The sequence below is a fragment of the Blastomonas natatoria genome, assembly GCF_003201955.1.
Taxonomy (GTDB): domain Bacteria; phylum Pseudomonadota; class Alphaproteobacteria; order Sphingomonadales; family Sphingomonadaceae; genus Blastomonas; species Blastomonas natatoria.
In genome coordinates, this window is sequence record NZ_QJJM01000004.1 from 47,954 (window position 1) to 71,707 (window position 23,754).

A 23,754-nucleotide genomic window follows, 5' to 3' on the forward strand; every position below is an offset into this window, starting at 1 on the left:
AATGCCAGGGCGCGGCTCGCACTGACCGAGCGCCTGAACAGCCAAAATCGGTTTCGAGATACGATTTCATGACAGCGATCCTGCAGGATCAGCAGGTTCGGGCAACAACCCTGCGCAACCAGCCAGCGCTTTGCATGGCCCCCGAGGCGTTGACAGATATGGTGGATCGATCAGAATTGGTAAGATCAAATTCTGGAGCAGTACAGGCAGACCCGCGCCAGGCGGCATCGAATGCCACGACCAGCTGAGCGGCAGCTATCGCTTCAACTCGGCCGAAACCGGAAATTCGTTTTCCGACCCCGTAGCGGACAATCTTAGACACTGATAAGTTGAGTTCGTGAACCTTTTTCGATTCAATGCCGGTGTGATGTGGCTTGCCGCCCTTTGTCTATCAGGCTGTGAAACGAATGCGCCGACAGAACCGACGCCGTCGAAGCCTTTCTGGTTGTCCAAGCCCCGCCTGCCAGAGCGCCCCAAAGACTTCTGTATCATCGCTTCTTCGCAATTGCGGGACACTCTTGCAGCCACCCAAATTCGATGCTCCGAGACCCTAGCCGGCGCTAACGGGATTAGAGGGAAGACCAAATATGCCGAGATCGTGATCTTACAGGGCGCGAACGAGGAATGGACGGCTTTCGCGTATCTGGCTGGCGGGATAACTCAGAGTCACGAGACGCCGAGCGAAGCCGAACTGAACGAGGTCGTCGCGCGAATTGAGGCTGCATTCGATCGCTAGCGAGAACGTCCCCAATCCACCCATTTCCGGTCATGAGCCGGGCCGAACTTCGGTCCCAAAACCCTCCAGGCCGCTTTGCCCTGCTCGCGAAAAATTTCTGCCATTCAGCAAACGACCCCGTTGCTGCCGTTTCAAGAGAGGGTTAGTTTGCGCCAGTGATCCGCGCTTTGCTCCTGTTGGTTCTGTCCATTGCTGTGGGCGCCTGTGATGACGCTTGCACCAACGAAGTCATAACCCGACTTGTTTCGCCAGATGGCAAGCACGAAGCGGTGATGTTTCAACGCGACTGCGGCGCGACTAGCGGATACTCGACGCAAATCTCGATTATGGAAGCCGGACAAGCCGCAGCGGGCAGAGGCAATACGTTCCGCGCAGATGACGATCATGGGGCCGCAAAAGTCGGAGATTGGGGCGGCTCATGGGCTGAAATCAAATGGCTTGCTTCAGACCGCCTACTCATCCGGCATGCCGAAAAGTCTCGGATCTTTGAACAGGATAACTCGGTTGCTGGCGTTTCGGTCAGCTATGAAACCGTCTCAATGTAAGCGGCAACTTTCCACCCAGTTGCAGCAATTCAGACAGCCGGGCGTTTTCATGAGGAGCGGACCGTATCGGGATACTCGATAGAGCGCAGCCGTGATCACCTGCCCATGACCGCTTCCCTCGGGCCGCCGATCAGCACGAGACAGCGCACCGGATGCTCGGCCATGGTCCGCCGGTTGCCACAGGCTTTGCGATAGCCGGCCGGGGCGTTTTCACAATGCCCGCAACGCTGCTGAACTCCTCCCGTCAGCATGGCGCCCGGGCCGCATTCAACGGCAATGCAACCGGGCGAAATCGACCGCCGTATCGGCGCTGGCCAGCATCGCTCCGCCCAGCAGATCGTTCCAATAGCCTTCCGACCCGTCGCTGAGCCGCCATTCGTACAGCCTGCGCGTGTAAAGCTGCAGGTCATGATCGTGGCTGATGCCGATCGCGCCGTGCACCGCATGGGCGGTTGCGGCGATGCGGACTGCGGCCGCGCTGGCGACCGACTTGGCGCAGGCGGCAGCTGCGAGCGACGGGGTCAGGCCCGACGCACAACCGATCTGCGACGCGATACGCGCGGCCAGCGCCTCTTCGGCCATGACCGCCAGATTCTGCTGCAACGCCTGCTGCCGCCCTATGGGCTTGCCGAACTGCACCCGATCATTGCAATAGCCCGCCGTGACGGTGACCAGGTGATCGGCCGCACCGGCGATCAGCGCGGCGCGCAGCACGGCAGCCATCGCGCGCAGCCCGCATTCGGGCCTTGCGATCCACGCGAGACCTTCCAGCGTCTCCCAGCGCATGCTTGCGCCAAGGTCGCCTGCCACACCGGTCGGCTCGCCACGCGCGGATGCAGCAGGCGCCAGATACAATTGCCTGCCGTCGTCGACCAGCACATGCTCTGCGACCCGCCCCAGCGGCACCATCGCGTCCTGGCCCGGCGCTGCCACCGCCAGCGCGATCGGGCCACCGGGAGCCGGAACCCCTGCCCCCGCCAGCAGCGCCCGGGCGATCATGGTCTCGCCGACCGGCAGCGGAACGATGTGGCGCCCCAGCTCCTGCCACAGGCCATGCGCGCACAGGCCATCAAGGCCGGCACCGCCGTCGCGCTCTGCAACCAGCGCATCGAGATAGCCCGAGCCCGCGATCTCGGCCCAGAGCGCGTCGATACGGGCGCCCTGCTCGATCGCGCGAACGGTGGATGCGGGCGCGATGGCCTGCAGCATCCGGGCAAATGGCTCGACCAGTTCCTGAATATCCATCATCTCAGCCCCATTCCCCGTGCAATGATCCCGCGCAGGATTTCGCGCGTGCCGCCGCGCAGCGAGAAGCTGGGAGCAAGGTGTGTGACATAGAGCAGCGTGCGGTGCAGTTCGGCATCGACCGGCTCGTCGGGATGCGCTGCAAGGTCATCGCCGATCCGCACCGGCAGTTCCTGTTCGAAACTGGTGCCCAGATCCTTGACCAGCGAGGCTTCGACGACCGGGCTTTCGCCCGCTGCCAGCCGCGCGGTGCAGGCGATCGACATCGCGCGCAGCATGGCGAGCCGTGCGGTGAAATCGCCGACCAGCGTGCGCGTCGCGCGGTCGTCGCGACCCACCGACCGGAGATGGCCGACCCAGGCATCGAGCAGCACGACACTCGAATAGATCCGCTCCGGGCCGCTGCGCTCGAAGGCGAGTTCGGCAACGACCTGCTGCCACCCTTCGCCCTCGGCGCCGATCAGCGCGTCCGCAGGCAGATCGACATCGGTGAAGAAGACCTCGGCAAAATGCGCGTCCCCGGCCAGATCGACGATGGGGCGGATGGTAACGCCGGGCGCCCTGAGATCGATGATCAGCTGCGACAGGCCATTGTGCCGGTCTGCCGCCGTTCCCGATGTCCGCACCAGCGCGATCATGTAATCGCTGTGCATCGCATTGGTGGTCCAGATCTTCTGCCCGTTGAGCCGCCAGCCGGCCGCGGTCCGCTCGGCACGGGTCCGAACGCTCGCCAGGTCCGATCCCGATCCCGGCTCGCTCATGCCGATGCAGAAGAACAGCTCGCCCCGGCAGATTTTCGGGATATAGGCCTGGCGCTGCTCCTCGGTGCCGAAATTCAGGATCAGCGGCGCGCTCTGCCGATCGGCGATCCAGTGCGCCGCCACTGGCGCTCCCGCCGCAAGCAGTTCCTCGACCACCACGAACCGGGCAAACGGCCCGCGCCCGCCGCCGCCATAGGCGCGCGGCAAGGTCAGCCCCAGATAGCCCTCCGCTCCGAGACGGCGGCTGAAATCGGCATCAAATCCGGCCCAGGACCGCGCCCGGCGATCGGTCGGAAGTGTCGCGATCGCATCGGCAATCAGCGCGCGAATGGCAGGACGGATGTCCTCGTCCTCCGGCGGCAAGGCTGCAAGGGTCAGGCTGTCAAACACACGCTCTCCTGCGGGTCGGGTCATCGTGCCCCTGTCTCGGGAAGGGCTTTATCGCTGCCATAACGCGGGGTTGAAGCACCGCAAAGTTCAAAGCGATGCGATCGATCGGCCAGAGCCGGTCATGGGCATCGGCACGCGGGAAAGCGCTGGACCTGGTGCAGGCCGCAGGGCAGTCTGGTCGGGACCGGAAAGGGAGCGGGCAATGAGAATGATGGTGATCGCGCTGATACCGGCGCTTCTGGCGAGCGCGCCGGGATCGGCGCAGGAGTTCAAGGCAGGCGAACCGCTGGGGACCGTCAACGAAGCGGGCATCGCCACCCCGATCAGCAGCAACGTCCGCGTGTTCGGCAGCTTCCGCTTTGCCGAAAGCTGCACCTATGATCCTGACCGCAACCTCATCGTCGCGATGAACGCCGGCGTCACCCAGGACCTGCAGCAAAATGACGGTTTCGTCTCGCTGATCCGTCCCGATGGCAGCGTCCATACATCCAAATGGATCGGCGCCACCCGCGATGGGCTCGTGCTCAATCACCCGCTCGGCAGCGCAATTGCCGGGGGCATTCTCTACGCGGCGGATATCGACACGGTGCGCCGTTTCGATCTGGCGACGGGCAAGCCGCTTGGCGCGACGACGGTTCCGGGGGCGACCTATCTCAACGGCATCGCGGTGGCACAGGACGGCACGGTCTATGCCACCAACACCCGGCCGGAATCGCGCGTCTATCGCATCGCGCCCGACGGGTCCGTTTCCGTATTCGTCGAGGGCGCGCCGCTCGCCAATCCCAATGGCATCGCCATCGATCCCGAAGGCCATGTCGTGGTCGTCAATCTGGGCGACAATGCGGTGATGACCTTCCACCCCGACGGGCGGCTGATCCGGACCGAGCGCTCTGCCGAAAGCGGCAATGACGGTCTGGTCATCCTGAAGGACGGCACCAGATATGTGAGCAGCGTGCGCTTCGGCAGCGTGACACGCATCCGTCCCGGTTCGGCTGCCGAGGTGATCGCGGTCGGCATCCCCAGTGCGGCATCCATGTGCCATGACCCGGTGCAGAACCAGCTGGTCATTCCGATGAACCCGCATAACGCGCTGGCCTTCCTGCCGCTCGGCTGAAGCCCCGATGTCCGGCGCTGGCCGACATCAGGCCAGAGGTGCCAGGCCGCACAGGATGGTCCGCACCAGATCCGCCTGCCCGCGCGATCGCGTCTGCGCGTAGATGCGCTTGGAATAGTTCCGCGCGGTTTCATCGGTAAGATGCAGGTGGCGCCCTGCCTCGACAATCGTTTCGCCCCGGCTGATCTTCTGCGCCAGCGCGGCTTCGCGCGGGGACAGGCGGAACTGGGCACGCAGCACCGCAGCACCCTGGCGCTCGTCCTCGCGCGCCGCGATGCGCAGCGTCGCGATCGCCACGAGCTGCACCATCGCCTGAGACAGCGGCAAAGCTGCCGGCTGCAGCATCAGCATCATGCCATCATCGATCTGGATCAGCACCGGCTCCGCATCGGCGTTGCCTGCCCCCACCGCTGCGCAGTAGCGCTCGAGCCGGTCGGCCGCCGCAGCGGGCAGCAACAGCTTCCTGCCGGGCCGACCATCAGGCGTCTCGACAAAGCCGAGATGGCGCTCTGCCACCGCGTCGGCCACCATCACCCGAGCAGAATGATCGAGCGCAATCTGTCCGATGCCCAGCCGCTGCAACGTGGCCTGCGCCATGGCCCGCGCCAGCTGCTCCTCCGACAGGGCCATGAAGGCGCGCAGCGCCGCGCGCACATAGGGTGCGGTCGAGGACAGGGTGGCCACCGCCGCAGAGCTGAAATCCTCCCGCTCGCGGGTCAGCAATATCCAGGCATCGGTCAGCCGGTCGACCGTCACCCGCATCCATCGGCCGAACCGGATGCCCTGCGCGTCCAGCATCGCGCGCTGGCGATCACGTGTGGCCGGGTCATCATGATCGAGCAGTTCCTCGATCGCATAGACCCGGCCCGGACGCAGCGAGCGAAACGAGCGCAGCCCGATGTCATGCAGCAAATCCCTGTCGATAACCGGATCGTGCGCCGCGCGTGGCGCGGCAAGATGCAGAAAGCTGGGCTCGTCCTCGGACGAAGCATTGGCCTGCGCGATCAGCATCACGGCATGGCGGGCCTGGGTCCGCGCCATCAGTGCCGCAAGGAACCGCTGCCATTGTTCGACCTCGCGAATGCCTTCGACCAGCGGCAGAAAGATATCGTCCTGGCGGGACATCTCGATGATCATGCCATTTTACTCCCATATGGGAGTTATGGAATAGACCGCCAGCCACGATTGGCAATGGCAAGAAAATCTTCGGACGGGGAATGCAATGCCACAAGAAGGAAATCCGTCGGTGCTGACACATCTCGAGCGCCTTGAGGCCGAGGCGATCCACATCATGCGCGAGGTGGTGGCCCAGGCCGAAAAGCCGGTGATGCTCTATTCGGTCGGCAAGGACAGCGCGGTGATGCTGCATCTGGCACGCAAGGCCTTCTACCCTTCCCCGCCGCCCTTCCCGCTGCTGCATGTCGACACGACCTGGAAGTTCAAGGACATGTATGCCCTGCGCGACAAGATGGCGCGCGAGAGCGGCATGGAACTGCTGGTCCATCAGAACCCCGAGGCGGCAGAGCGCGGAATCAACCCGTTCGACCACGGCCCGCTGCACACCGACATGTGGAAGACCGAGGGGCTCAAGCAGGCGCTCGACCTGCACGGCTTCGATGCAGCATTCGGCGGCGCGCGGCGCGACGAGGAGAAGAGCCGCGCGAAGGAGCGCATCTTCTCGTTCCGCACCGCCAGCCACGGCTGGGACCCGAAGAACCAGCGGCCGGAACTGTGGAACCTCTACAACGCGCGCAAGAACAGGGGCGAGAGCATCCGGGTCTTCCCGATCAGCAACTGGACCGAGCTCGACATCTGGCAGTATATCCAGCTCAACGACGTGCCCATCGTCCCGCTCTATTTTGCCGCCGTTCGCCCGACCTTCGAATGGGAGGGCCAGCTGTTCATGGCCGATGACATTCCGCGGCTGGAAAAGGTGCTGGGATGCACGCCCGAGATCACCGAACGCTCGATCCGCTTCCGCACCCTGGGCTGCTTTCCGCTGACCGGCGCGGTCGAGAGCACCGCCAGCACTTTGTCCGAAGTGATCCAGGAAACGCTGCTCACCACCACCTCCGAACGCCAGGGCCGCGTGATCGACAAGGATGCAGGCGGCGCGGGCATGGAGAAGAAGAAGCAGGAGGGGTATTTCTGATGAGCGAGCCCGTTTACCAGACCGAGGCGCTGATTGCCGAGGACATCGATGCCTATCTCGCCACGCATCAGCACAAGTCGATGCTGCGCTTCATCACCTGCGGCAGCGTCGATGACGGCAAGTCGACGCTGATCGGGCGACTGCTCTATGACAGCAAGATGATCTTCGAGGATCAGCTCGCAGCACTGGAGGCAGACAGCAAGCGCGTCGGCACGCAAGGCGCCGAGATCGACTTCGCGCTGCTCGTCGACGGCCTCGCCGCCGAACGCGAACAGGGCATCACGATCGATGTCGCCTATCGCTTCTTCAACACCGAAAAGCGCAAGTTCATCGTCGCCGATTGCCCGGGCCATGAGCAATATACGCGCAACATGATCACCGGCGCGTCGACCGCCGATCTCGCCGTGATCCTGGTCGATGCGCGCAAGGGCGTGCTCGTCCAGACGCGCCGCCATTCGTACCTCTGCCACCTGATCGGCATCCGCAACATCGTGCTGGCGGTGAACAAGATGGACCTGGTCGGATACGATCAGGCGGTGTTCGACGACATCGTCGCCGACTATGCCGAATTTGCGCAGAGCATCGGCATCGAAGGCTTCACTGCCCTGCCGATTTCCGGCTTCAGGGGCGACAATATCACCGCGCCTTCCGAAAACACGCCCTGGTATACCGGGCCCAGCCTGGTCGAGCATCTCGAGACGGTCGAGGTGCTGTCCTCGGTCGAGGCGGGCAAGCCCTTCCGCCTGCCCGTGCAATGGGTCAATCGGCCCAATCTGGATTTCCGCGGTTTTTCCGGGCTGATCGCGACCGGCTCGGTCAAGCCGGGGGATGCGGTGCGCGTGCTGCCCTCGGGCAAGACCAGCACGGTAACGCGCATCGTCACGCTGGATGGCGACCTTGAACAGACGGTCGCCGGTCAATCGGTCACGCTGTGCTTCGCCGACGAGGTGGATTGCTCTCGCGGCGATGTGATCGCATCGGCAGAAAACCCGCCCCAGGCCGCAGACCAGTTCGAGGCGACCCTGGTCTGGATGGATGACGAACCGCTGATCGTCGGGCGCGGCTACTGGCTCAAGCTGGGAACCCAGACTGTCTCTGTCACGGTCCAGCAGCCCAAATATGCGGTCAACGTCAACACGATGGAGCATGTCGCGGCCAAGACGCTTGACCTCAACGCCATTGGCGTGGCCGAGATCATCACAGACAAGCCGATCGTATTCGAACCCTATGCGGACAATCGCGCGCTGGGCGGTTTCATCCTGATCGACAAGATCACCAACCGCACCGTCAGCGCCGGGATGCTGCATTTTGCGCTGCGCCGTGCACAGAACGTTCACTGGCAGCCGACCGATCTCAGCCGGGAAGATCATGCCCGGATGAAGAACCAGACTCCGAAGGTGTTGTGGTTCACCGGCCTTTCGGGGGCGGGCAAGTCGACCATCGCCAACGAGGTCGAAAAGCGGCTCGCCTTGATGAACCGGCACACCTTCCTGCTCGATGGTGACAATGTCCGCCACGGCCTCAACAAGGATCTGGGCTTTACCGAGGCTGACCGGATCGAGAATATCCGCCGTGTCGGCGAGGTCGCCAAGCTGATGGCGGATGCAGGGCTGATCGTGCTCACCGCGTTCATCAGCCCTTTCCGCGCCGAGCGCGAGATGGTGCGCAAGATGCTGCCCGAAGGCGAGTTCGTCGAGATTTTCGTCGATACGCCGCTCGAAGTGGCCGAGGCACGCGACGTGAAGGGCCTGTACAAGAAGGCGCGTTCGGGCGCGCTCAAGAACTTCACCGGCATCGACAGCCCCTATGAGGAGCCATTGTCGCCGGAAATCCGGATTGATACGGGTGCGATGACGATCGAGGAAGCGGCCGAATACGTGATCCGCCAGTTGCTGCCGCTGAAATAAGGGAAACCCGATGGCCATGACCGACGCCGAGCTTGCCGCGCACCTTGCCGAGGTGACCGGCAGGCTGTTGACCGAGGTGCGCAGCAGCGGGGTCCTCAGCCTCAAGGCGCTGGGCAAGGCGGGCGATGCCGTCGCCAACCAGTTCCTTTGCCATGCGCTGCGCGAACAGCGGCCCGGCGATGCCCTTCTGTCCGAGGAGGAAAAGGACAATCTCGATCGGCTCGCAGCCTCGCGCTGCTGGATCGTCGATCCGGTTGATGGCACCCGCGAATATGGCGAGGCCCGCTCCGACTGGGCGGTACACGTCGCGCTCGCTGTCAATGGCGCCGCCGCTCTCGGCGCGGTGGCGCTGCCGGGGCTCGGCAAGGTGCTGCGTTCGGACCAGCCGGTCGTTGTTCCGCCTGCCCCCGATGTTTTGCGCATGGTGGTCAGCCGCACGCGCCCCGCCCCCGTCGCGCAGGCGGTGGCGGCCAGCCTGGGCGCAGAGCTGGTGCCGATGGGCAGCGCCGGCGCCAAGGCGATGGCGGTGATCCTGGGCCAGGCGGATATCTATCTGCACGCGGGCGGCCAGTATGAATGGGACAGCTGCGCCCCCGTCGCGGTGGCGCTGGCGCATGGGCTCCACGCTTCGCGCATCGACGGCTCGTCGCTCATCTACAACCAGGCCGATACCTATATGCCCGATCTGCTGATCTGCCGAAAGGATCATGCCGCGGTGGTGCTCGACAGGATAGCAGCGCTAAAGCCGGGCTGACGATCCGGCTGCATCGGGAGCGAGGCGCACATACGGCGCAAGCGAGCATGAAAGTGTTCGAGGGCAGGAACCTGACGCCGCGCGCCAACAGGGTTCTTTGAACATATTGGTCGGGACGAGAGGATTCGAACCTCCGACCCCCACACCCCCAGTGTGATGCGCTACCAGGCTGCGCTACGTCCCGACCGTGGCCCTGCCGCGTCTGCGGCAAAAGCGAAGCGCGCGTATATGGCGATGCGACGCGCTTGGCAACCCCGTGATGCACAAGAACGCCAAGGTGATCGACAATTGCCTTAAGCTGCCGATGATGATAGGCGCGCGCATCACTGCGACCGGCTGTCTACAGGCCTGGCGCTCCCCTTTTCCTTTCAGACATTCGGATATTACAGCCCATGGACTCGACACTCTTGCTTGCACTGGCCGCCGCCGCCCCCGGCGCTGCTCCGGCCTGGACCCAGCTTCTGATGTTCGTGCCGCTGCTGGCGATCTTCTATTTCCTCATCATCCGCCCGCAGCAGCGCCAGATGAAGGCGCACAAGGCCAAGATCGATGCCGTCAAGCGTGGTGACCAGGTGATCACCGGCGGCGGACTGGTCGGCAAGGTGACCAAGGTGGACGAGGCCTATGTCGAGATCGATCTGGGCGGCGCCAAGGTGCGCGCCGTCAAGGCGACGCTGAGCGATGTCGTCCAGCCCGGTGGCGCGCCCGCCAACGACTGAGCGGCGACAGGAAACGACCTGCCGCCTTGCCGCCTGTTGCGCGCATGAATATATGGCCCGCACATCCGGCCAGCACTCGGGCGATACTGCAAGCCGCCGCGCCTGAGCCAGCACTGCCAAGGAAGCAATAAGAATGCTAGATTTTCCGCGCTGGAAAACGATCTCCATCAGCCTTGTACTCGCCTTTGGCGTGCTGCTGGCGATCCCCAGCCTGCTGCCTGCAGGCGCGGCCAAATATTATCCCTCCTTCCTGCCGCAGGAAATGATCAACCTGGGTCTCGACCTGCAGGGTGGCAGCCACATCCTGCTGGAGGGCGACCCCAGGGATGTCGCGGCGCAGCGCCTGCAGAACATGGAAGAGACCGTGCGCGCGGCGATGCGCAATGCCAAGCCGCGCATCGGCATCGGCGACATCTCGCGCGAGGGCGGCAAGCTTTCCTTCCTGGTGCGCGACGTGTCGCAGGTCGATGCCGCGCGCGAGCTGATCCTGCCGCTGACCAGCGGCGCGGGCCTCACCGGGCAGCGCGACTGGGATATCGAGGTGCGCGATACCAGCCGCATCGTGCTGACGCCGACCGAAGCGGGCCTTACCCAGGCGCTCGATCAGGCGATGGAAACCGCGACCGAAGTGGTGCGCAAGCGCATCGACGAAATGGGCACGCGCGAACCCACGATCATCCGCCAGGGCGACAACCGCATCGTGGTGCAGGTGCCCGGCCTCGACGATCCCGAGGCGCTCAAGGAACTGCTGGGCCAGACCGCCGAGCTGGAATTCAAGCTGGTCGACCAGAATGCCAGCCCCGAGGATATTGCCGCGGGCCGCGCGCCGGTGGGCAGCGAAATCGTGCCCTATCCCACCAACCCCGCTGGCGGCACGCCGATTGCCGTGCGCCGGCTGGGCGGAATTCGCGGCGACAAGCTGACCAACGCCCAGGCGAGCTTCGACCCGCAGACCAACGAGCCGGTCGTGTCGATCACCTTCGACCGCGATGGCGGCGCGCGGTTCGCGCGTCTGACCCAGGAAAATGTCAACAAGCCCTTCGCCATCATTCTCGATGGCGAAGTACTCTCCGCCCCCAATATCAACGAACCGATCCTCGGCGGATCTGCCCAGATTTCCGGCAGCTTCACCACGGAAAGCGCGAACCAGCTCGCCATTGCGCTGCGCTCGGGCGCGCTGCCGGTGGAACTGAAGGTGGTCGAGGAACGCTCGGTCGGGCCTGATCTGGGTGCGGAATCGATCCAGCTCGGCCTCATTGCAGGCGGCATCGGCACGCTGGCGGTGCTGGTGTTCATGATCCTCACCTATGGCCGGTTCGGCGTCTATGCCGATATTGCGCTGGTTCTGAACATCCTGCTGATCCTCGGCATCATGGCATTGATGAATGCCACGCTGACGCTGCCGGGCATCGCCGGTTTCGTGCTCACCATCGGTGCGGCCGTCGACGCCAACGTGCTGATCAACGAGCGCATCCGCGAGGAACGCAAGAACGGCAGGCGCATCATCCAGGCGATCGAGGTGGGCTATACCGAAGCATCGCGTGCGATCTTCGATGCCAACATCACCAACGTCATCGCCGCAGTGCTGCTGTTCCTGTTCGGCTCCGGTCCGGTGCGCGGCTTTGCCGTCGTGCTGATGATCGGCATCGTCACCTCGGTATGGACTGCCGTCTATGTCACGCGCATGTTCGTGGCGCTGTGGCTCAAGCGCGCCCGCCCGCGCGAACTGCACATTTAAGGAAGGCTTGACCCCATGAAGCTCCTCAAGCTTGTCCCCGACAACACCAATTTCCGCTTCCTGCGCTGGCGCAAGCTGGCTATGGCGATCAGCCTCCTGTCGATCGTCGCCTCCATCGTGCTGGTCAGCGTGCGCGGCCTCAACCTGGGTGTCGACTTCGTCGGCGGTCAGATGATCCAGGTGACCTTCGACAAGGTGGCCGAAGCCCCGGTCGGCGAACTGCGCGACGATATCGAGGCGCTGAACCTGGGTGAATCGACCATCCAGCGTTTCGGTCAGCCCAATCAGGTCTCCGTGCGGATGCGCCTTGCCGGCGACAATCCGGATGAAATCGCCGCAGTGACCCGGCAGGTCACGACGATGATCACGAAGGAATATGCCGCCCAAGGTGCGCGCATCGATGGCGTCGATTCCGTGTCGGGCAAGGTTTCCGACGAACTGCTGACCACCGGGGTCTATTCGCTGGTCTTTGCGATGATCGCGATCGCCATCTATATCTGGTTCCGCTTCGAATGGCAGTTCGGCGTCGCCGCGCTGTTCGCGCTGTTCCATGACGTGGCGCTGACTTTCGGCTTCTTCGCGCTGACCCAGCTCGAGTTCAACCTGAACATCATCGCGGCGCTGCTGACCATCATCGGCTATTCGCTGAACGACACGATCGTGGTGTTCGACCGCGTGCGCGAGAACCTGCGCAAATATCGCAAGATGGACATGATCGCGCTGCTCGATCTTTCGACCAACGAGACTCTGGCGCGCACGGTGATGACGTCGCTGACCATGCTGATCGCGTTGCTGGCGCTGCTGCTGATCGGTCCGGGCGTGATCTTCGGCTTTACCGCTGCCATGACGCTTGGCCTGTTCGTCGGCTGCTATTCGTCGATCTACATGGCCAACCCCATCCTGGTCTGGCTGGGCGTGGGTCCGCACAGCTTCGTGCCGGAACAGACCGATGCCGACAAGGCCGCAGCCAAGCTGAAGGAAGGCATGGGCGGACAGCCCTGAGCCGATAGCCGATGGCCGAATTCACCCAGGACCCCCGCGCCTCCGGCCCGGTCATCACCGGATTTACCGCCGGCGGCTTCAAGCTTGATGGCGACAATCTGGGCCCGCGCAGGGTGGATGGCAGCCTGGTGCTGACCCCTGTGTCGGCCATGCCCTGGAATGCGCCTGCCATCGACGCGCTCGATGTCTCGGCAATGGCGCAGGTGCTTTCGCTCACCCCTGCGGCGGAATTCATGCTGCTGGGCACCGGCAGCTCCATGGTTCACCCGCCGCGCGCCTTCATCCGGGCGATGGAAGAGCGCGGGATCGGCGTCGAGGTGATGGACAGCCGCGCCGCTGCGCGGGCCTGGGGCATCCTGCGCTCCGAGGAACGCTGGATAGCTGCCGCCATCATGGGGCTTTAGCCCGGATCTACGCCCCTGCAACGATCCCGTGCACTGCGCGTTATGGACGGCAGACGCGTTCAACCGGGGGCAAAATGGCACGAAACAGCAGACGCAAGGCAGCAGAGCCTGCGCTCGACGAACTGGCAGACGTCACGACGGCCCTAATGTACCGCGCGATCAGCCGTTCCGGCCGTCACGAACTCAACCGCTCCTTTTCCGCGCTCTGGTGGTCGGGCGTCGGTGCCGGCCTGGCGATCAGCCTGTCGATCCTGTGCAAGGGTCTTCTGACAGCCATGCTCCCCGATACCGCATGGGCGCCGGCGGTCACCAACCTGGGTTATTCGGTGGGTTTTCTGGTCGTGATCATGGGCCGGATGCAGCTGTTCACCGAAAATACGGTCACGCCCATCCTGCCGCTTCTCGCCTATCCCTCGGCATCGCGCCTGACCCAGACGGCGCGGTTGTGGGTGATCGTCTTCGCCGCCAACATGACCGGATGCCTGCTTGCAGCCATCCTGATGGTGCATGCAGGCATCGTCCCGCCCCTGCAGATGGAAGGCGTGCTTGCGGTCTCGCGCCATTATGCCGAGATCGCGCCGCTCGATCATCTGCTCTGGGGAATGCCTGCAGGATTCATGATCGCTTCGCTCGTCTGGATGCTCCCGCGCATCGAAAGTGCGGGCGAGGTGCTGATGATCACGATCGTCACCTACATGATCGGGCTCGGCGGCTTCTCGCATGTCGTCGCCGGTTCGACCGAACTGTTCATCGTCATGCTGAAGGGTGAGATCTCGCCCCTCGCCGCCATCGGAGGAGGCATCCTGCCTGCCCTGGTCGGCAATATCATCGGTGGCACCGTCATCTTTGCAGCGATGGCCTATGCACAGGTGCGAGAGGAGATCTGACAGGCCTCCCCTCGCCCACCGTCTCAGCCCAGTGCCTTGTAGATGCTGTAGATGCTGGTGACGGTGAGCACCGTGCCGACCATGAACAGCAGCAGGCGGGGGCGAACATTCTTGGCCAGTATGGCGCCGAAAGGCGCAGCAATGACCCCGCCCAGCAGCAGGCCGACGGTCGCGGTGGTGAAGGCCTCGAACCCCATGGTCAGGATGAAGGTGACCGAGATCGAGACGGTGAGGAAGAATTCGGACGCGCTCACCGTACCGATGGTCTTGCGCGGCTCTCCCCCCTGGATGAGCAGGTTCGAGGTCACGACCGGCCCCCATCCGCCGCCGCCAGCCGCATCGAGGAAACCGCCGGCCGCACCGAGCGGCGCCACGATGCGCGGGTCCTCGAACCTGGGTGTCGGAAAGCGCCAGGCGCGATAGAGCAGCACCAGCCCGATACCGGTCAGATAGGCCATGACCAGTGGCCGGGCCACGCCTGCGTCGATATTGGCCAGCACATAGGCTCCCAGCACCCCGCCTGCGACACCCGGCAGCACCAGCTTGGCGAACAGTCCCCAATCGATGTTGCGGTGCCAGGCATGGCTGAGGCCGGATGCGCCCGTCGTGAACACCTCTGCCAGATGGACCCCTGCCGAGGCCTGGGCGGGCGGCACCCCCAGCACCGAGACGAGCAAGGTGCTGGAAATGACGCCAAAGGCCATGCCCAGCGCACCGTCCACCATCTGCGCGGCAACACCGACCAGCAGATAGGGCCACAGATCGGAAAAGTTCAGTATTCCAAGGTCCGGCACGTGCGGTCCCTTCTGCAGGAGGAGCGATCAGACACCGTCAGAACCGCGCCGAGACCGTGAGGCCGGCGGTGCGGGGATCGGGCATCTGAGCGGAAATGAGGCCAGTGTTACCGGGCGTGACGGCAAGCGATTCGAAATAGTTCTCGTCAAAGGCATTGCGGATCCAGACGAAGAAATCATAACGGTCGTTGCGGAAACCGGCGCGGAAATTGTGCAGCGAATAGCCATCGATATCGGTATAGATCGATCGCGACGCGTTGGACGAGAATTTCGAGCGATAGTTCGCATCGTATCCCGCATAGGCATTGCCCTCGATCCCGAACACGGTGGCGGGGACATTATATTCCGCGCCCCAGGAAAACGCCCATTTCGACACGCCCGGCAGCCACTGGCCCGATACATCGCAATTGGCCGGGCTGAGCGCGCCTGGGGTCGCGGCAGGCCCCGGCACCTGATTGCCGGTGACCGTGGTGCCACCCGCAAGCTCGGGAGGGCACGGCGCATCGACGAAGCGCACGAACCTGGCATCGGTGAACGCACCGCTGACATAGGCCGTGAAGCGGTCCGACGGCTGTATGCTGAAGTCCGCCTCGACGCCGCGGCTGCGCACCTGGTCGGCATTGGCGAGATAACCGCGCAGCACATTGCTGCCGCTGACATTGCTGATGACGCTGGCCTGGAAATCCTGGATGTCGGTCCAGAAGGCGGCGAGGTTGAGAGTCGCCTTGCGATCCAAGAACTGCGTCTTCAGACCGATCTCGAAATGGTCGACCTTTTCCGGCCTGATCACCGCGACTTCCAGCGCCGCCGTACCGTCCGCACGGCTGGGCACGCCGTTCAGATTGACCCCGCCCGTCTTGAATGAGCGCGCATAGGTGGCATAGGCGTTGACGGTATCGCTGATCGCATACCCCAGGTTGAGGTCGTACGAGAGATTCCAGTCGCTGAAATCGACCTCGAAGAATTGCGAGGCCTGTACACCGCGTTGCGCGGCGATCCAGGGGTCGTTGAAGAAGGGGCTCGTCGGCACATTGCTGACGATCTGCCGGGTGCCGTTGGAAGCATTGCCAGTGACGACCGAATCGTACTGGCCTTCCTTCTTGTCGTAGTTGATGCGGATGCCGGGTGAGACCGTGAAGCGGTCGGTGACTTTCCAGTTGAGCTTGCCGAAGGCTGCGAAACTCACATTGTCGAGCCGGATATCGTTGTTCGCGATCACGCCGTTCAGCACCGCCGGATTGTTCGATAGCGCGCTGGTCGGATTGAGCAGCCAGGCGCTCGCCGCCGGCCCCTGTTCCTGCACGCCCTGGGTACGGATCTCCTGATAGAAGGCAAAGGCTCCGACGACGAAGTTCAGCCGCTCGGCCTCGTAATTCAGGCGGAACTCCTGGGTGTACTGCTTCTGCTGGGTGGGGTTGTTGACCTTGAGGAAGATCGGCAGACCGGTAAAGTCGCGGTCATTGGCCGGCGTCCAGTCCCAGTAGCGATAGGCACTGACCGAGGTCAGCGAAACCTTGTCCAGCTCCCATTCCGCCAGCGCCGACACGCCGCCATGCTCGTTGCGCGCGCGAATATTGGCGTCGAGATCGGTCAGGCGGTCGAACGGATCGGTGCTGGGCACGCGATAGCCTGGAAAGCGCGCAATCAGCGCGGCATATTGCCGGTTTGCAGCGCGCTGCGTCGTGCCGACGCGTGCATAGATCTGTACGCAGCAGATCGGGTCCTGAACGTTGTAGTCGCCCGACAGCGTGACCTTGAACGTATCGCTGGGCTGCCAGAGGACAGCCCCGCGAATGCCCAGATTGTCGAGGCTGTTGACGTTCTGGCCTGTTGTCACGTTGAGGATGGTACCGCGCCGGTCGGTCGAGGACAGGCTGAGCCGCGCGGCGATGGTGTTCGAGATCGGACCCGACATCGTCGCCTTGGCCTGCTTGAAATCGTAATTGCCGACGCTGATTTCCGTCCGGCCCTCGAAGGTGAAGCTGGGCGCGCGCGTCCTGATGTTGATGGCCCCTGCGGTCGTATTCTTGCCATAGAGCGTGCCCTGCGGCCCGCGCAGCACCTCGACCTGCTCGACATCGACGAAATCGAGCGTCGCCGAGGCTATGCGGTTGTAATAGACCTGGTCGATATAGATGCCGACACCCTGTTCGAAGCCATCGTTGGTGAGGCCGAACGGCGCGCCGATGCCGCGGATGTTGATGAAGGTGTTGCGCGGATTGGTCGAATAGAATTGCAGGGTCGGCTGGACCTGAGTCAGCCGGTTGATGTTGAACAGTCCTTGCGAATCCACTTGCGCTGCGTCGATCACGGACAGCGCAATCGGCACGTCCTGCACATCCTCGTCGCGGCGGCGGGCGGTCACGATGATCACGTTGTCGCCCTGCTCGTCGGCAGTATCGGCCTGTGCGGCGTCCTGATTGATTTCAACTGCCTGCGCCGGGAACGGAACAGCAGGCGCAAGGGCAAGCGCAGCGATCGACGCGCGCACAGGTACGGAACTGGACATTGGGAAAGACCCCCTGGTTGGGAAGTGCTTCCGGCTGTCCGGTCGGCACGCTGTTCTGGTTGCAGCATCTGGATTGCTCGAAAAATGCCGGTCCGGTCGGCCCGGTCCCGGCAGTCAGAGGGATAAGGTCGGCATGTCCGATCAGCTGAACCGCTGGCGCTCGGTCACGTCCATCTGCACCAGCTTGCCGTCATGGACGGTCAGTGTGATGGCACCATAGCGCAGGCGGGAAATCGCATCGGAGATTGTCGAGAGCGGCAGTGGCGCGCGCAGCGCGCCATTGTCGGGCTTGGCAGGAGGCACAGGCATTCTCCCTAAAGGAAACTGGTGCGGACCGGCTGCATGCAGCATGGCCCGCAGGAGGAAAGCTATTCTCTACCATTTAACTTGGCAAGATAGTTTTTCTTGCCCCCCTGCCCCGCTGGACGAGCCGCCCTGCGACTGCGCCCAAGTGAGGCGATAGCCCAGAATTGGCTCTATTCCGCACATCCCGGCCCTTGCCCGCAGTTTTAATGGCTTTTACAAGCAGGCTTTGCCGACGTTTGCAGCCACAGCCTGCCGGATGAGAGTGACAATGGATCGGTTCTTCAGGGCAGGCATCCTCGTTCGCCGCGACTGGCGATTGGGCTATGGCCTGGCCCTGGCCAGCTTCGCGCTCGCCCTGTTCGGCCGCTTTCATCTCCAGGGAACGCTTCCACCAGGCTTTCCCTATCTGACCTTCTTTCCCGCGGTCATCGTCACGACCTTCATCGCCGGGCTGTGGCCGGGCATCCTGTGCGCCGTGCTCTGCGGTCTTGCTTCGCTCTATTTCTTCATCCCGCCGTTCAACAGCTTCACCATGGATGGCGCGAGCGCGATTGCCATCGGCTTCTACGTGTTCATCGTCACGGTGGACATTGCGCTCATCCATTTCATGCACCGCGCGGCCGATCGGCTGGAGGCGAAAAAGAGGGTGACGGAAGAGCTTTATGATCAGCAGCGCACGATGTTTCAGGAACTGCAGCACCGTGTTGCCAACAACATGACCTTCGTGTCGGCGCTGCTGCAATTGCAGAAGCGCAAGATCACTGCGGATCCTGCATCGGCAGCCAGCGCAATTGATGAAGCGCAGAGCCGCATCGAGACCATGTCGCGCATCCATCGGCGGCTGTACGACCCTGCCTCGGTCGATCTGCCGGTCGCGGACTATTTCCAGGAAATCTGTTCGGATCTGCTGCAGGCCACCGGCGCACGCAACATCGTGTGCCTGGTCGACATGCCGGCGGTGAAGCTGGACATTGCGCGCCTGACCACGCTGTCGCTGCTGGTCACCGAACTGGTCACCAACAGCCTGAAGCACGCGTTTGTCGATGGCGGCGGCACGATCACGCTCAAGCTTGAGCGGCTCGATCCGGCACGTCTGGCACTGACCGTCAGCGACAATGGCCGCGGCATTCCCGCTGACATCGACATGGCTGCGAGCAAGGGACTGGGAACGCGGATCATCCAGTCGCTGGCAGCGCAGCTGGGCGGGGAAGTGCAGGCCTTGAAGGGGTTGCGGCAGGGTGCTGCCTGGCAGGTCGTGTTCGCGGCCTGAGGCCGTGCGACCGGACGATCAGTCGGTCATGGCCGCATCCAGGGCGCCGACCGGGGCGATCGGATCGGCGAGCGTGATCTGATCGAGGATCACCGCTGTCTCGTCACGAACCTTGAGCATCAGCGCGCGCAACCGGCACTCGTCCTCGGCCAGGCAGTTCTTGCACTTTTCATAGGCATAGCGGCTGGCACAGGGCACCAGAGCCAGCGAACCACTGGTGATCCGGACGATATCGCCATAGCGGATGTCGATGGGGGAAAGGCCAAGCTGATAGCCGCCGTCCTTGCCCCGCTGAGAATGGACCAGCCCGGCGCGCGCCATTTCGGACAGGATCACCGTCAGGAACTTGGGCGGAATGTTCTGCGCCGTGGCGATGTCGTCCAGATGCACCAGTCCCTCGCCATAATGGTCGGCAAGGTGCTGCAGGGCACGGATGGTGTAACGGACTTTCTGACTGAGCATGGTCAGATGCTCAGTAGCGCCACAGCCCCACTTTTTCAACCCGAATGGTAGAGTGAGCCTGGGTTGCGGTCAGTAGATGCCGCCCTGCTGTTGCAGGAACTCGCTGTCGCTCCGCGCCCGTGCGGCAGGTCCGGTCCGCTTCTGGACCGCCTTGACCGCGGCCATCTCTTCCTGGCGGATCGTGCGGCGCGGTTCGGTTTCGGGCTTGAACGCTTCCCAGATCACGGCCGCCTTGGCTTCGTCGCCCGGCCATGCCCCATAGACGCGGCGGCCCGATCGGCGATCGATGCGCACCATGCGGGTCCCGGCGGGCGCAAGGAACTCGCTGACCGGCATGGTCGGCAGGACCTGCTTGGCGAACTGCTTGAAGATCGGTGCAGCCAGCCTGCCACCCTGGGCATAGCCGCCCATGCTCCGTGGCTGATCGAAGCCCATGTAGATGCCCGCAACCATGTCGGGGGTGCCGCCGACGAACCAGACGTTCGTCGGGCCGCTGGTCGTTCCGGTCTTGCCGAACATCGGACGCTTGAGGTCCGCCAGCGTGACTGCGGTGCCGCGCGTGATCACGCCTTCCAGCATGTGCACGACCTGATAGCTGGTGATCGGGTCGAGGATCTGGCGCCCGCGCTGGGCAAAGCGCGGCATCGGCTTGCCATCCCATTTGGGCATGTTGCAGCGTTCGCAGGTGCGCGGATCGGAGCGGAAGATCACCTTGCCGCGCCGGTCCTGCACATAATCGATCAGCGTCGGCTTCAGCTCGCGGCCATGGTTGACCAGCATAGAATAGGCGTTGGTAATCTTCATCACCGTCGTGTCGCCCGCGCCCAGAGCGATCGAGAGATACGGCTTGTAGTCGCCGATGCCGACCGCCTTGATCGTCTTGACCACATTGGTCATGCCCGCATCATTGGCGGCGCGCACCGTCATCAGGTTGCGCGACTGTTCAAGGCCCCAGCGCATCGTCTGCGGGCCCGCCCCGCGCGAGCCGCCGAAATTGCGGAAGCATTTGCTGCCCAGGCTTGCCGACTGATAGACGCAGAACGTGCCATCGACGATCTGCGTCGCCGGGGTCATGCCATTGTCGAGCGCGGTCGCATAGACGAACGGCTTGATCGTCGATCCTGGCTGGCGGTCGGCCTGGGTGGCGCGATTGAACGGGCTGATCTGCGAATCGAACCCGCCCTGCATCGCATAGATCCGGCCCGAGCGCGGGTTCTGCACCACCATGCCGCCCGAAATTTCCGGCACGTTGCGCAGCGCATAGGTGTCCCCCGACATCGGCGCGACGGCGATGATGTCGCCCGGCTTCATCGAATCGAACGCGGTACCGCCAGCGCGCTTGCGCGGCATGGTCGCGGTCGATCGGGGCAGCACACCCTTGTCGCCATTGGCAAAACCGATTTCGGCCGCGCTCGCCGACTTGTCGATTACCACCGCGACGCGCCAGTTCTCGTAATCGATATCGATATAGGTCGATGCCAGGCGCGAGGCCCATTGATCGTCCATCTCGATCCTGTTGAGCGGACCGCTCCAGCCGCTGCCGCGATCGTAGCGCAGCAAGGCGTCGCGCAGCGCCTCGGTCGTCGCGCGCTGCATCAGCGGGTTGAGCGACGTGCGCACCCACAGACCGCCGGCATAGACGCTGTTCGGCCCGTCCTCGCGCTTCTCGCCGAACTTCTCGACCAGCTGGCGGCGCACCTCCTCCACGAAATAGCCACCGATCTTCTCGAAATTGTCGCCGGTGCGCGGGATGGTGCCGAGTGGCTCGGCCTGCGCCGCGCGCATCTGCTGCTGCGTGATCCAGCCATTCGACTGCATGGCACCCAGTGCCCAGTTGCGGCGCTCGAGCGCACGCTCCATGTTGTTTTCAGGGCGATAGTTCGACGGCGCCTTGGGCAGGATGGCGAGATAGGCCGCCTCGTGCAGCTTGAGATCGGCGACATCCTTGCCGAAATAGGCCCGCGCCGCCGCCTGGACACCATAGGCGTTGCGGCCCAGGTAGATCTCGTTGAGATAGAGTTCCAGGATTTCCTGCTTGGTCAGCACAGCCTCGATCCGATAGGCAAGGATGGCCTCGCGGATCTTGCGGGTGATCGAATATTCGTCGCCCAGCAGCAGGTTCTTGGCGACCTGCTGAGTGATGGTCGATCCGCCGCGCGCGCGCTGGCCAGAGCCCAGCTTGGTGACATAGTCGAAGACGGCGGAGGCCAGCCCCGGATAATCGAGACCGTTGTGCGAGAAGAAATTCTTGTCCTCTGCCGACAGGAAGGCGCGGATCAGCGGCAGCGGATAATCCTTGTACTGCAACTGGACGCGGCGTTCGCGGGCATAGCTGTTGATGATCTCGCCATCGACGCCGCGCACCATGGTGGGAAGGTCCGGCTCGTAATCGACCAGCGTTTCAGCTGAAGGCAGGTCGCGCGCAAAAATGACCCAGATCAGGAACACGCCGACCAGCGCCAGCCCCAGAAGATAGGCGGCCCAGCGCACCCAGCGCTTCTGCCACGCATCGCTCAGGGGCGATCCCCCGTCATCACCGCGCCGCATGCTATAGGCGGAACTGCCGCTGTCACCCTCGCTCATGACCGCGCGGTTAGCACAGGATTCCCGAACAAGGCCAGAGCGGATTGGCGCAAGCGGCGGGATGCGCGGTCAACGCTTGCCCGGCCGCCGCCAGCGCCATCGCGATCAGGGGCGCAGCACATCCAGCCCGCCCATATAGGGCTGCAGCGCGTCAGGAACGCGGACAGAGCCATCGGCCCGCTGGTAGTTCTCCACGATCGCAACGAGCGTCCGCCCGATCGCGAGCGCCGAGCCGTTCAGCGTGTGCACGAACTCGGTGCCCTTCTCGCCCTCGGGCCGATAGCGGGTGTTCATCCGCCGGGCCTGATAGTCGCCGCAGTTCGAGATGCTGGCAATCTCGCGATAGGCGCCCTGCCCCGGCAGCCAGACTTCCAGGTCATAGGTCTTGCGGCTGGCCTGGCCCATGTCGCCGGCACACAGCAGCATCTTGCGATACGGCAGCCCCAGCGCCTGCAGGATCGCCTCGGACGCGGCGCACATGCGCTCATGCTCGGCTTCCGACTGGTCGGGCGCAGCGATGGTGACCAGTTCGACCTTCTCGAACTGGTGCTGACGGATCAGGCCGCGCGTATCGCGCCCGGCAGAGCCTGCCTCCGACCGGAAGCACGGGGTCAGTGCGGTCAGTCGGATGGGCAGCTCGGCCGCGGTCAGGATCTGCTCGCGCACGCTGTTGGTCAGGCTGACTTCGGAGGTGGAAATGAGCCAGCGGCCATCGGTGGTCTGGAACAGGTCCTCGGCAAATTTGGGCAGTTGCCCCACGCCGAACACCGCCTCGTCGCGCACCAGATAGGGCGTCGCACATTCGGCATAGCCGCGATCGACCTGCGCATCGAGCATGAACTGCCCCAGCGCCCGGTTCATCCGCGCGATGCCGCCGCGCAGGAAGGTGAAGCGCGCGCCGGAGATCCTGGCCGCCGTCTCGAAATCCATGCCGAGCGCAGGACCGATATCGGCATGTTCCTTCGGATCGAAATCGAACTGCGGCAGATCGCCCCAGCGGCTGATTTCGACATTGCCGGTCTCGTCCACACCTTCCGGCACGTCGGCAGCGGGAAGATTTGGCAAGGCCGCCAGCCGCTCGGCCAGTGCGGCGTCGCCCGTCCGGGCCTGCTCTTCCAGCTCGGCCAGGCGGGTCTTCAGCTCCGCCACTTCCGCCTTCAGCGCCTCGGCCGTCGCCATGTCCTTCTGCGCCATGGCCTGGCCGATCAGCTTGGATGCTTCGTTGCGGCGGGCCTGTGCCGCCTGCGATTCGTTCAGCGCCTCGCGCCGTCTCGCATCGAGCGCGATGATCTCGGCGGCAACGGGCTCGGCGCCCTTGCGGACCAGACCGGCGTCAAAGGCTTGCGGATTTTCGCGGATGAATTTGATGTCGTGCATGGGCTGAGCCTATGCCCTGCCCGCCTGCCCCGATGCAATCGGTAAAAGCGGGGGCGGGGCATGCAAAAAGGGCGACCCTGGCATGACCGGGATCGCCCT

21 protein-coding genes and 1 tRNA gene are annotated in these 23,754 nt (G+C 63.8%); 12 read left to right on the top strand and 10 right to left on the bottom strand.

The features are described from left to right. Positions 1 to 337: 337 nt before the first annotated feature. On the top strand, positions 338 to 736 hold the full coding sequence (locus C7451_RS05910; protein ID WP_146215294.1) for a hypothetical protein: 399 nt from the start codon (positions 338 to 340) through the stop codon (positions 734 to 736). 155 nt (positions 737 to 891) lie between these two features. Continuing rightward, positions 892 to 1,281, top strand: a complete 390-nt coding sequence (locus C7451_RS05915) for a hypothetical protein (protein WP_110298056.1) — start codon at positions 892 to 894, stop codon at positions 1,279 to 1,281. 267 nt (positions 1,282 to 1,548) lie between these two features. Here C7451_RS05915 and C7451_RS05920 read toward each other — a convergent pair whose 3' ends face one another. Together C7451_RS05920 and C7451_RS05925 are read right to left on the bottom strand one after the other, a co-directional pair. Continuing rightward, complete coding sequence (locus tag C7451_RS05920; protein ID WP_244181648.1) at positions 1,549 to 2,529, bottom strand: acyl-CoA dehydrogenase family protein; 981 nt, start codon at positions 2,527 to 2,529, stop codon at positions 1,549 to 1,551. Beyond that, positions 2,526 to 3,701, bottom strand: a complete 1,176-nt coding sequence (locus C7451_RS05925; RefSeq protein WP_110298058.1) for an acyl-CoA dehydrogenase family protein — start codon at positions 3,699 to 3,701, stop codon at positions 2,526 to 2,528. The genes C7451_RS05920 and C7451_RS05925 overlap by 4 nt, the downstream gene beginning before the upstream one ends. A 178-nt stretch (positions 3,702 to 3,879) precedes the next feature. On the opposite strand from C7451_RS05925, the gene C7451_RS05930 reads away from it, so the two are divergent. Further along, positions 3,880 to 4,791, top strand: coding sequence for an SMP-30/gluconolactonase/LRE family protein (locus C7451_RS05930; protein WP_110298254.1), 912 nt, complete (start codon positions 3,880 to 3,882; stop codon positions 4,789 to 4,791). 27 nt (positions 4,792 to 4,818) lie between these two features. Here C7451_RS05930 and C7451_RS05935 read toward each other — a convergent pair whose 3' ends face one another. Next, positions 4,819 to 5,928 (bottom strand): helix-turn-helix transcriptional regulator, encoded by a 1,110-nt coding sequence (locus tag C7451_RS05935; protein WP_110298059.1) that lies wholly within the window; start codon positions 5,926 to 5,928, stop codon positions 4,819 to 4,821. Between the two features lie 85 nt (positions 5,929 to 6,013). On the opposite strand from C7451_RS05935, the gene cysD reads away from it, so the two are divergent. From cysD to C7451_RS05950, 3 genes are read left to right on the top strand one after another with little or no spacing between them, the layout of a single operon-like run. Further along, positions 6,014 to 6,943: a sulfate adenylyltransferase subunit CysD gene (cysD, locus tag C7451_RS05940; RefSeq protein WP_110298060.1), complete on the top strand. Its 930-nt coding sequence runs from the start codon at positions 6,014 to 6,016 to the stop codon at positions 6,941 to 6,943. After that, the gene (gene cysN / locus C7451_RS05945) at positions 6,943 to 8,850 is read left to right on the top strand and encodes a sulfate adenylyltransferase subunit CysN (protein ID WP_110298061.1); all 1,908 of its coding nucleotides are present in this window, start codon (positions 6,943 to 6,945) and stop codon (positions 8,848 to 8,850) included. The genes cysD and cysN overlap by 1 nt, the downstream gene beginning before the upstream one ends. 16 nt (positions 8,851 to 8,866) lie before the next feature. After that, a complete protein-coding gene (locus tag C7451_RS05950; RefSeq protein WP_208625155.1) occupies positions 8,867 to 9,604 on the top strand; it encodes a 3'(2'),5'-bisphosphate nucleotidase CysQ in 738 nt (245 codons plus the stop codon). A 107-nt stretch (positions 9,605 to 9,711) separates the two neighbouring features. Here C7451_RS05950 and C7451_RS05955 read toward each other — a convergent pair. Further along, positions 9,712 to 9,788: transfer RNA gene (locus C7451_RS05955), tRNA-Pro, on the bottom strand. Positions 9,789 to 9,996: 208 nt separating this feature from the next. Between C7451_RS05955 and yajC the strand changes: the two genes are divergently transcribed. From yajC to C7451_RS05980, 5 genes are all read left to right on the top strand, one after another. Next, a complete protein-coding gene (gene yajC, locus C7451_RS05960) occupies positions 9,997 to 10,323 on the top strand; it encodes a preprotein translocase subunit YajC (protein WP_110298063.1) in 327 nt (108 codons plus the stop codon). Between the two features lie 133 nt (positions 10,324 to 10,456). Next, positions 10,457 to 12,061 carry a protein translocase subunit SecD gene (gene secD, locus C7451_RS05965; RefSeq protein ID WP_110298064.1) on the top strand — a complete coding sequence of 535 codons (1,605 nt, stop codon included), beginning with the start codon at positions 10,457 to 10,459 and terminating at the stop codon, positions 12,059 to 12,061. 15 nt (positions 12,062 to 12,076) lie between these two features. After that, entirely contained in the window at positions 12,077 to 13,063 is a 987-nt protein-coding gene (gene secF / locus C7451_RS05970) for a protein translocase subunit SecF (protein WP_110298065.1), read from the top strand. Positions 13,064 to 13,074: 11 nt separating this feature from the next. Further along, positions 13,075 to 13,467: an Mth938-like domain-containing protein gene (locus C7451_RS05975; protein WP_110298066.1), complete on the top strand. Its 393-nt coding sequence runs from the start codon at positions 13,075 to 13,077 to the stop codon at positions 13,465 to 13,467. A gap of 74 nt (positions 13,468 to 13,541) precedes the next feature. After that, on the top strand, positions 13,542 to 14,354 hold the full coding sequence (locus C7451_RS05980; protein ID WP_110298067.1) for a formate/nitrite transporter family protein: 813 nt from the start codon (positions 13,542 to 13,544) through the stop codon (positions 14,352 to 14,354). A gap of 23 nt (positions 14,355 to 14,377) precedes the next feature. On the opposite strand, the gene C7451_RS05985 is transcribed toward C7451_RS05980, so the two are convergent. The 3 genes from C7451_RS05985 to C7451_RS05995 all read right to left on the bottom strand — a co-directional run bounded on the left by C7451_RS05985 (position 14,378) and on the right by C7451_RS05995 (position 17,966). After that, the gene (locus C7451_RS05985; protein ID WP_110298068.1) at positions 14,378 to 15,148 is read right to left on the bottom strand and encodes a sulfite exporter TauE/SafE family protein; all 771 of its coding nucleotides are present in this window, start codon (positions 15,146 to 15,148) and stop codon (positions 14,378 to 14,380) included. A 37-nt stretch (positions 15,149 to 15,185) separates the two neighbouring features. After that, a complete protein-coding gene (locus tag C7451_RS05990; RefSeq protein ID WP_110298069.1) occupies positions 15,186 to 17,657 on the bottom strand; it encodes a TonB-dependent receptor in 2,472 nt (823 codons plus the stop codon). A gap of 141 nt (positions 17,658 to 17,798) precedes the next feature. Continuing rightward, entirely contained in the window at positions 17,799 to 17,966 is a 168-nt protein-coding gene (locus C7451_RS05995) for a YezD family protein (protein ID WP_110298070.1), read from the bottom strand. Between the two features lie 265 nt (positions 17,967 to 18,231). Between C7451_RS05995 and C7451_RS06000 the strand changes: the two genes are divergently transcribed. After that, positions 18,232 to 19,233 (top strand): sensor histidine kinase, encoded by a 1,002-nt coding sequence (locus C7451_RS06000; RefSeq protein ID WP_110298071.1) that lies wholly within the window; start codon positions 18,232 to 18,234, stop codon positions 19,231 to 19,233. A gap of 18 nt (positions 19,234 to 19,251) precedes the next feature. Here the strand turns inward: C7451_RS06000 and C7451_RS06005 are convergent, their stop codons facing one another. The 3 genes from C7451_RS06005 to serS all read right to left on the bottom strand — a co-directional run bounded on the left by C7451_RS06005 (position 19,252) and on the right by serS (position 23,655). Continuing rightward, on the bottom strand, positions 19,252 to 19,695 hold the full coding sequence (locus tag C7451_RS06005; protein ID WP_110298072.1) for an RrF2 family transcriptional regulator: 444 nt from the start codon (positions 19,693 to 19,695) through the stop codon (positions 19,252 to 19,254). Positions 19,696 to 19,764: 69 nt separating this feature from the next. Further along, positions 19,765 to 22,278 (bottom strand): penicillin-binding protein 1A, encoded by a 2,514-nt coding sequence (locus C7451_RS06010; RefSeq protein WP_110298073.1) that lies wholly within the window; start codon positions 22,276 to 22,278, stop codon positions 19,765 to 19,767. A gap of 105 nt (positions 22,279 to 22,383) precedes the next feature. Further along, on the bottom strand, positions 22,384 to 23,655 hold the full coding sequence (gene serS, locus C7451_RS06015; RefSeq protein WP_110298074.1) for a serine--tRNA ligase: 1,272 nt from the start codon (positions 23,653 to 23,655) through the stop codon (positions 22,384 to 22,386). Positions 23,656 to 23,754: the final 99 nt, after the last annotated feature.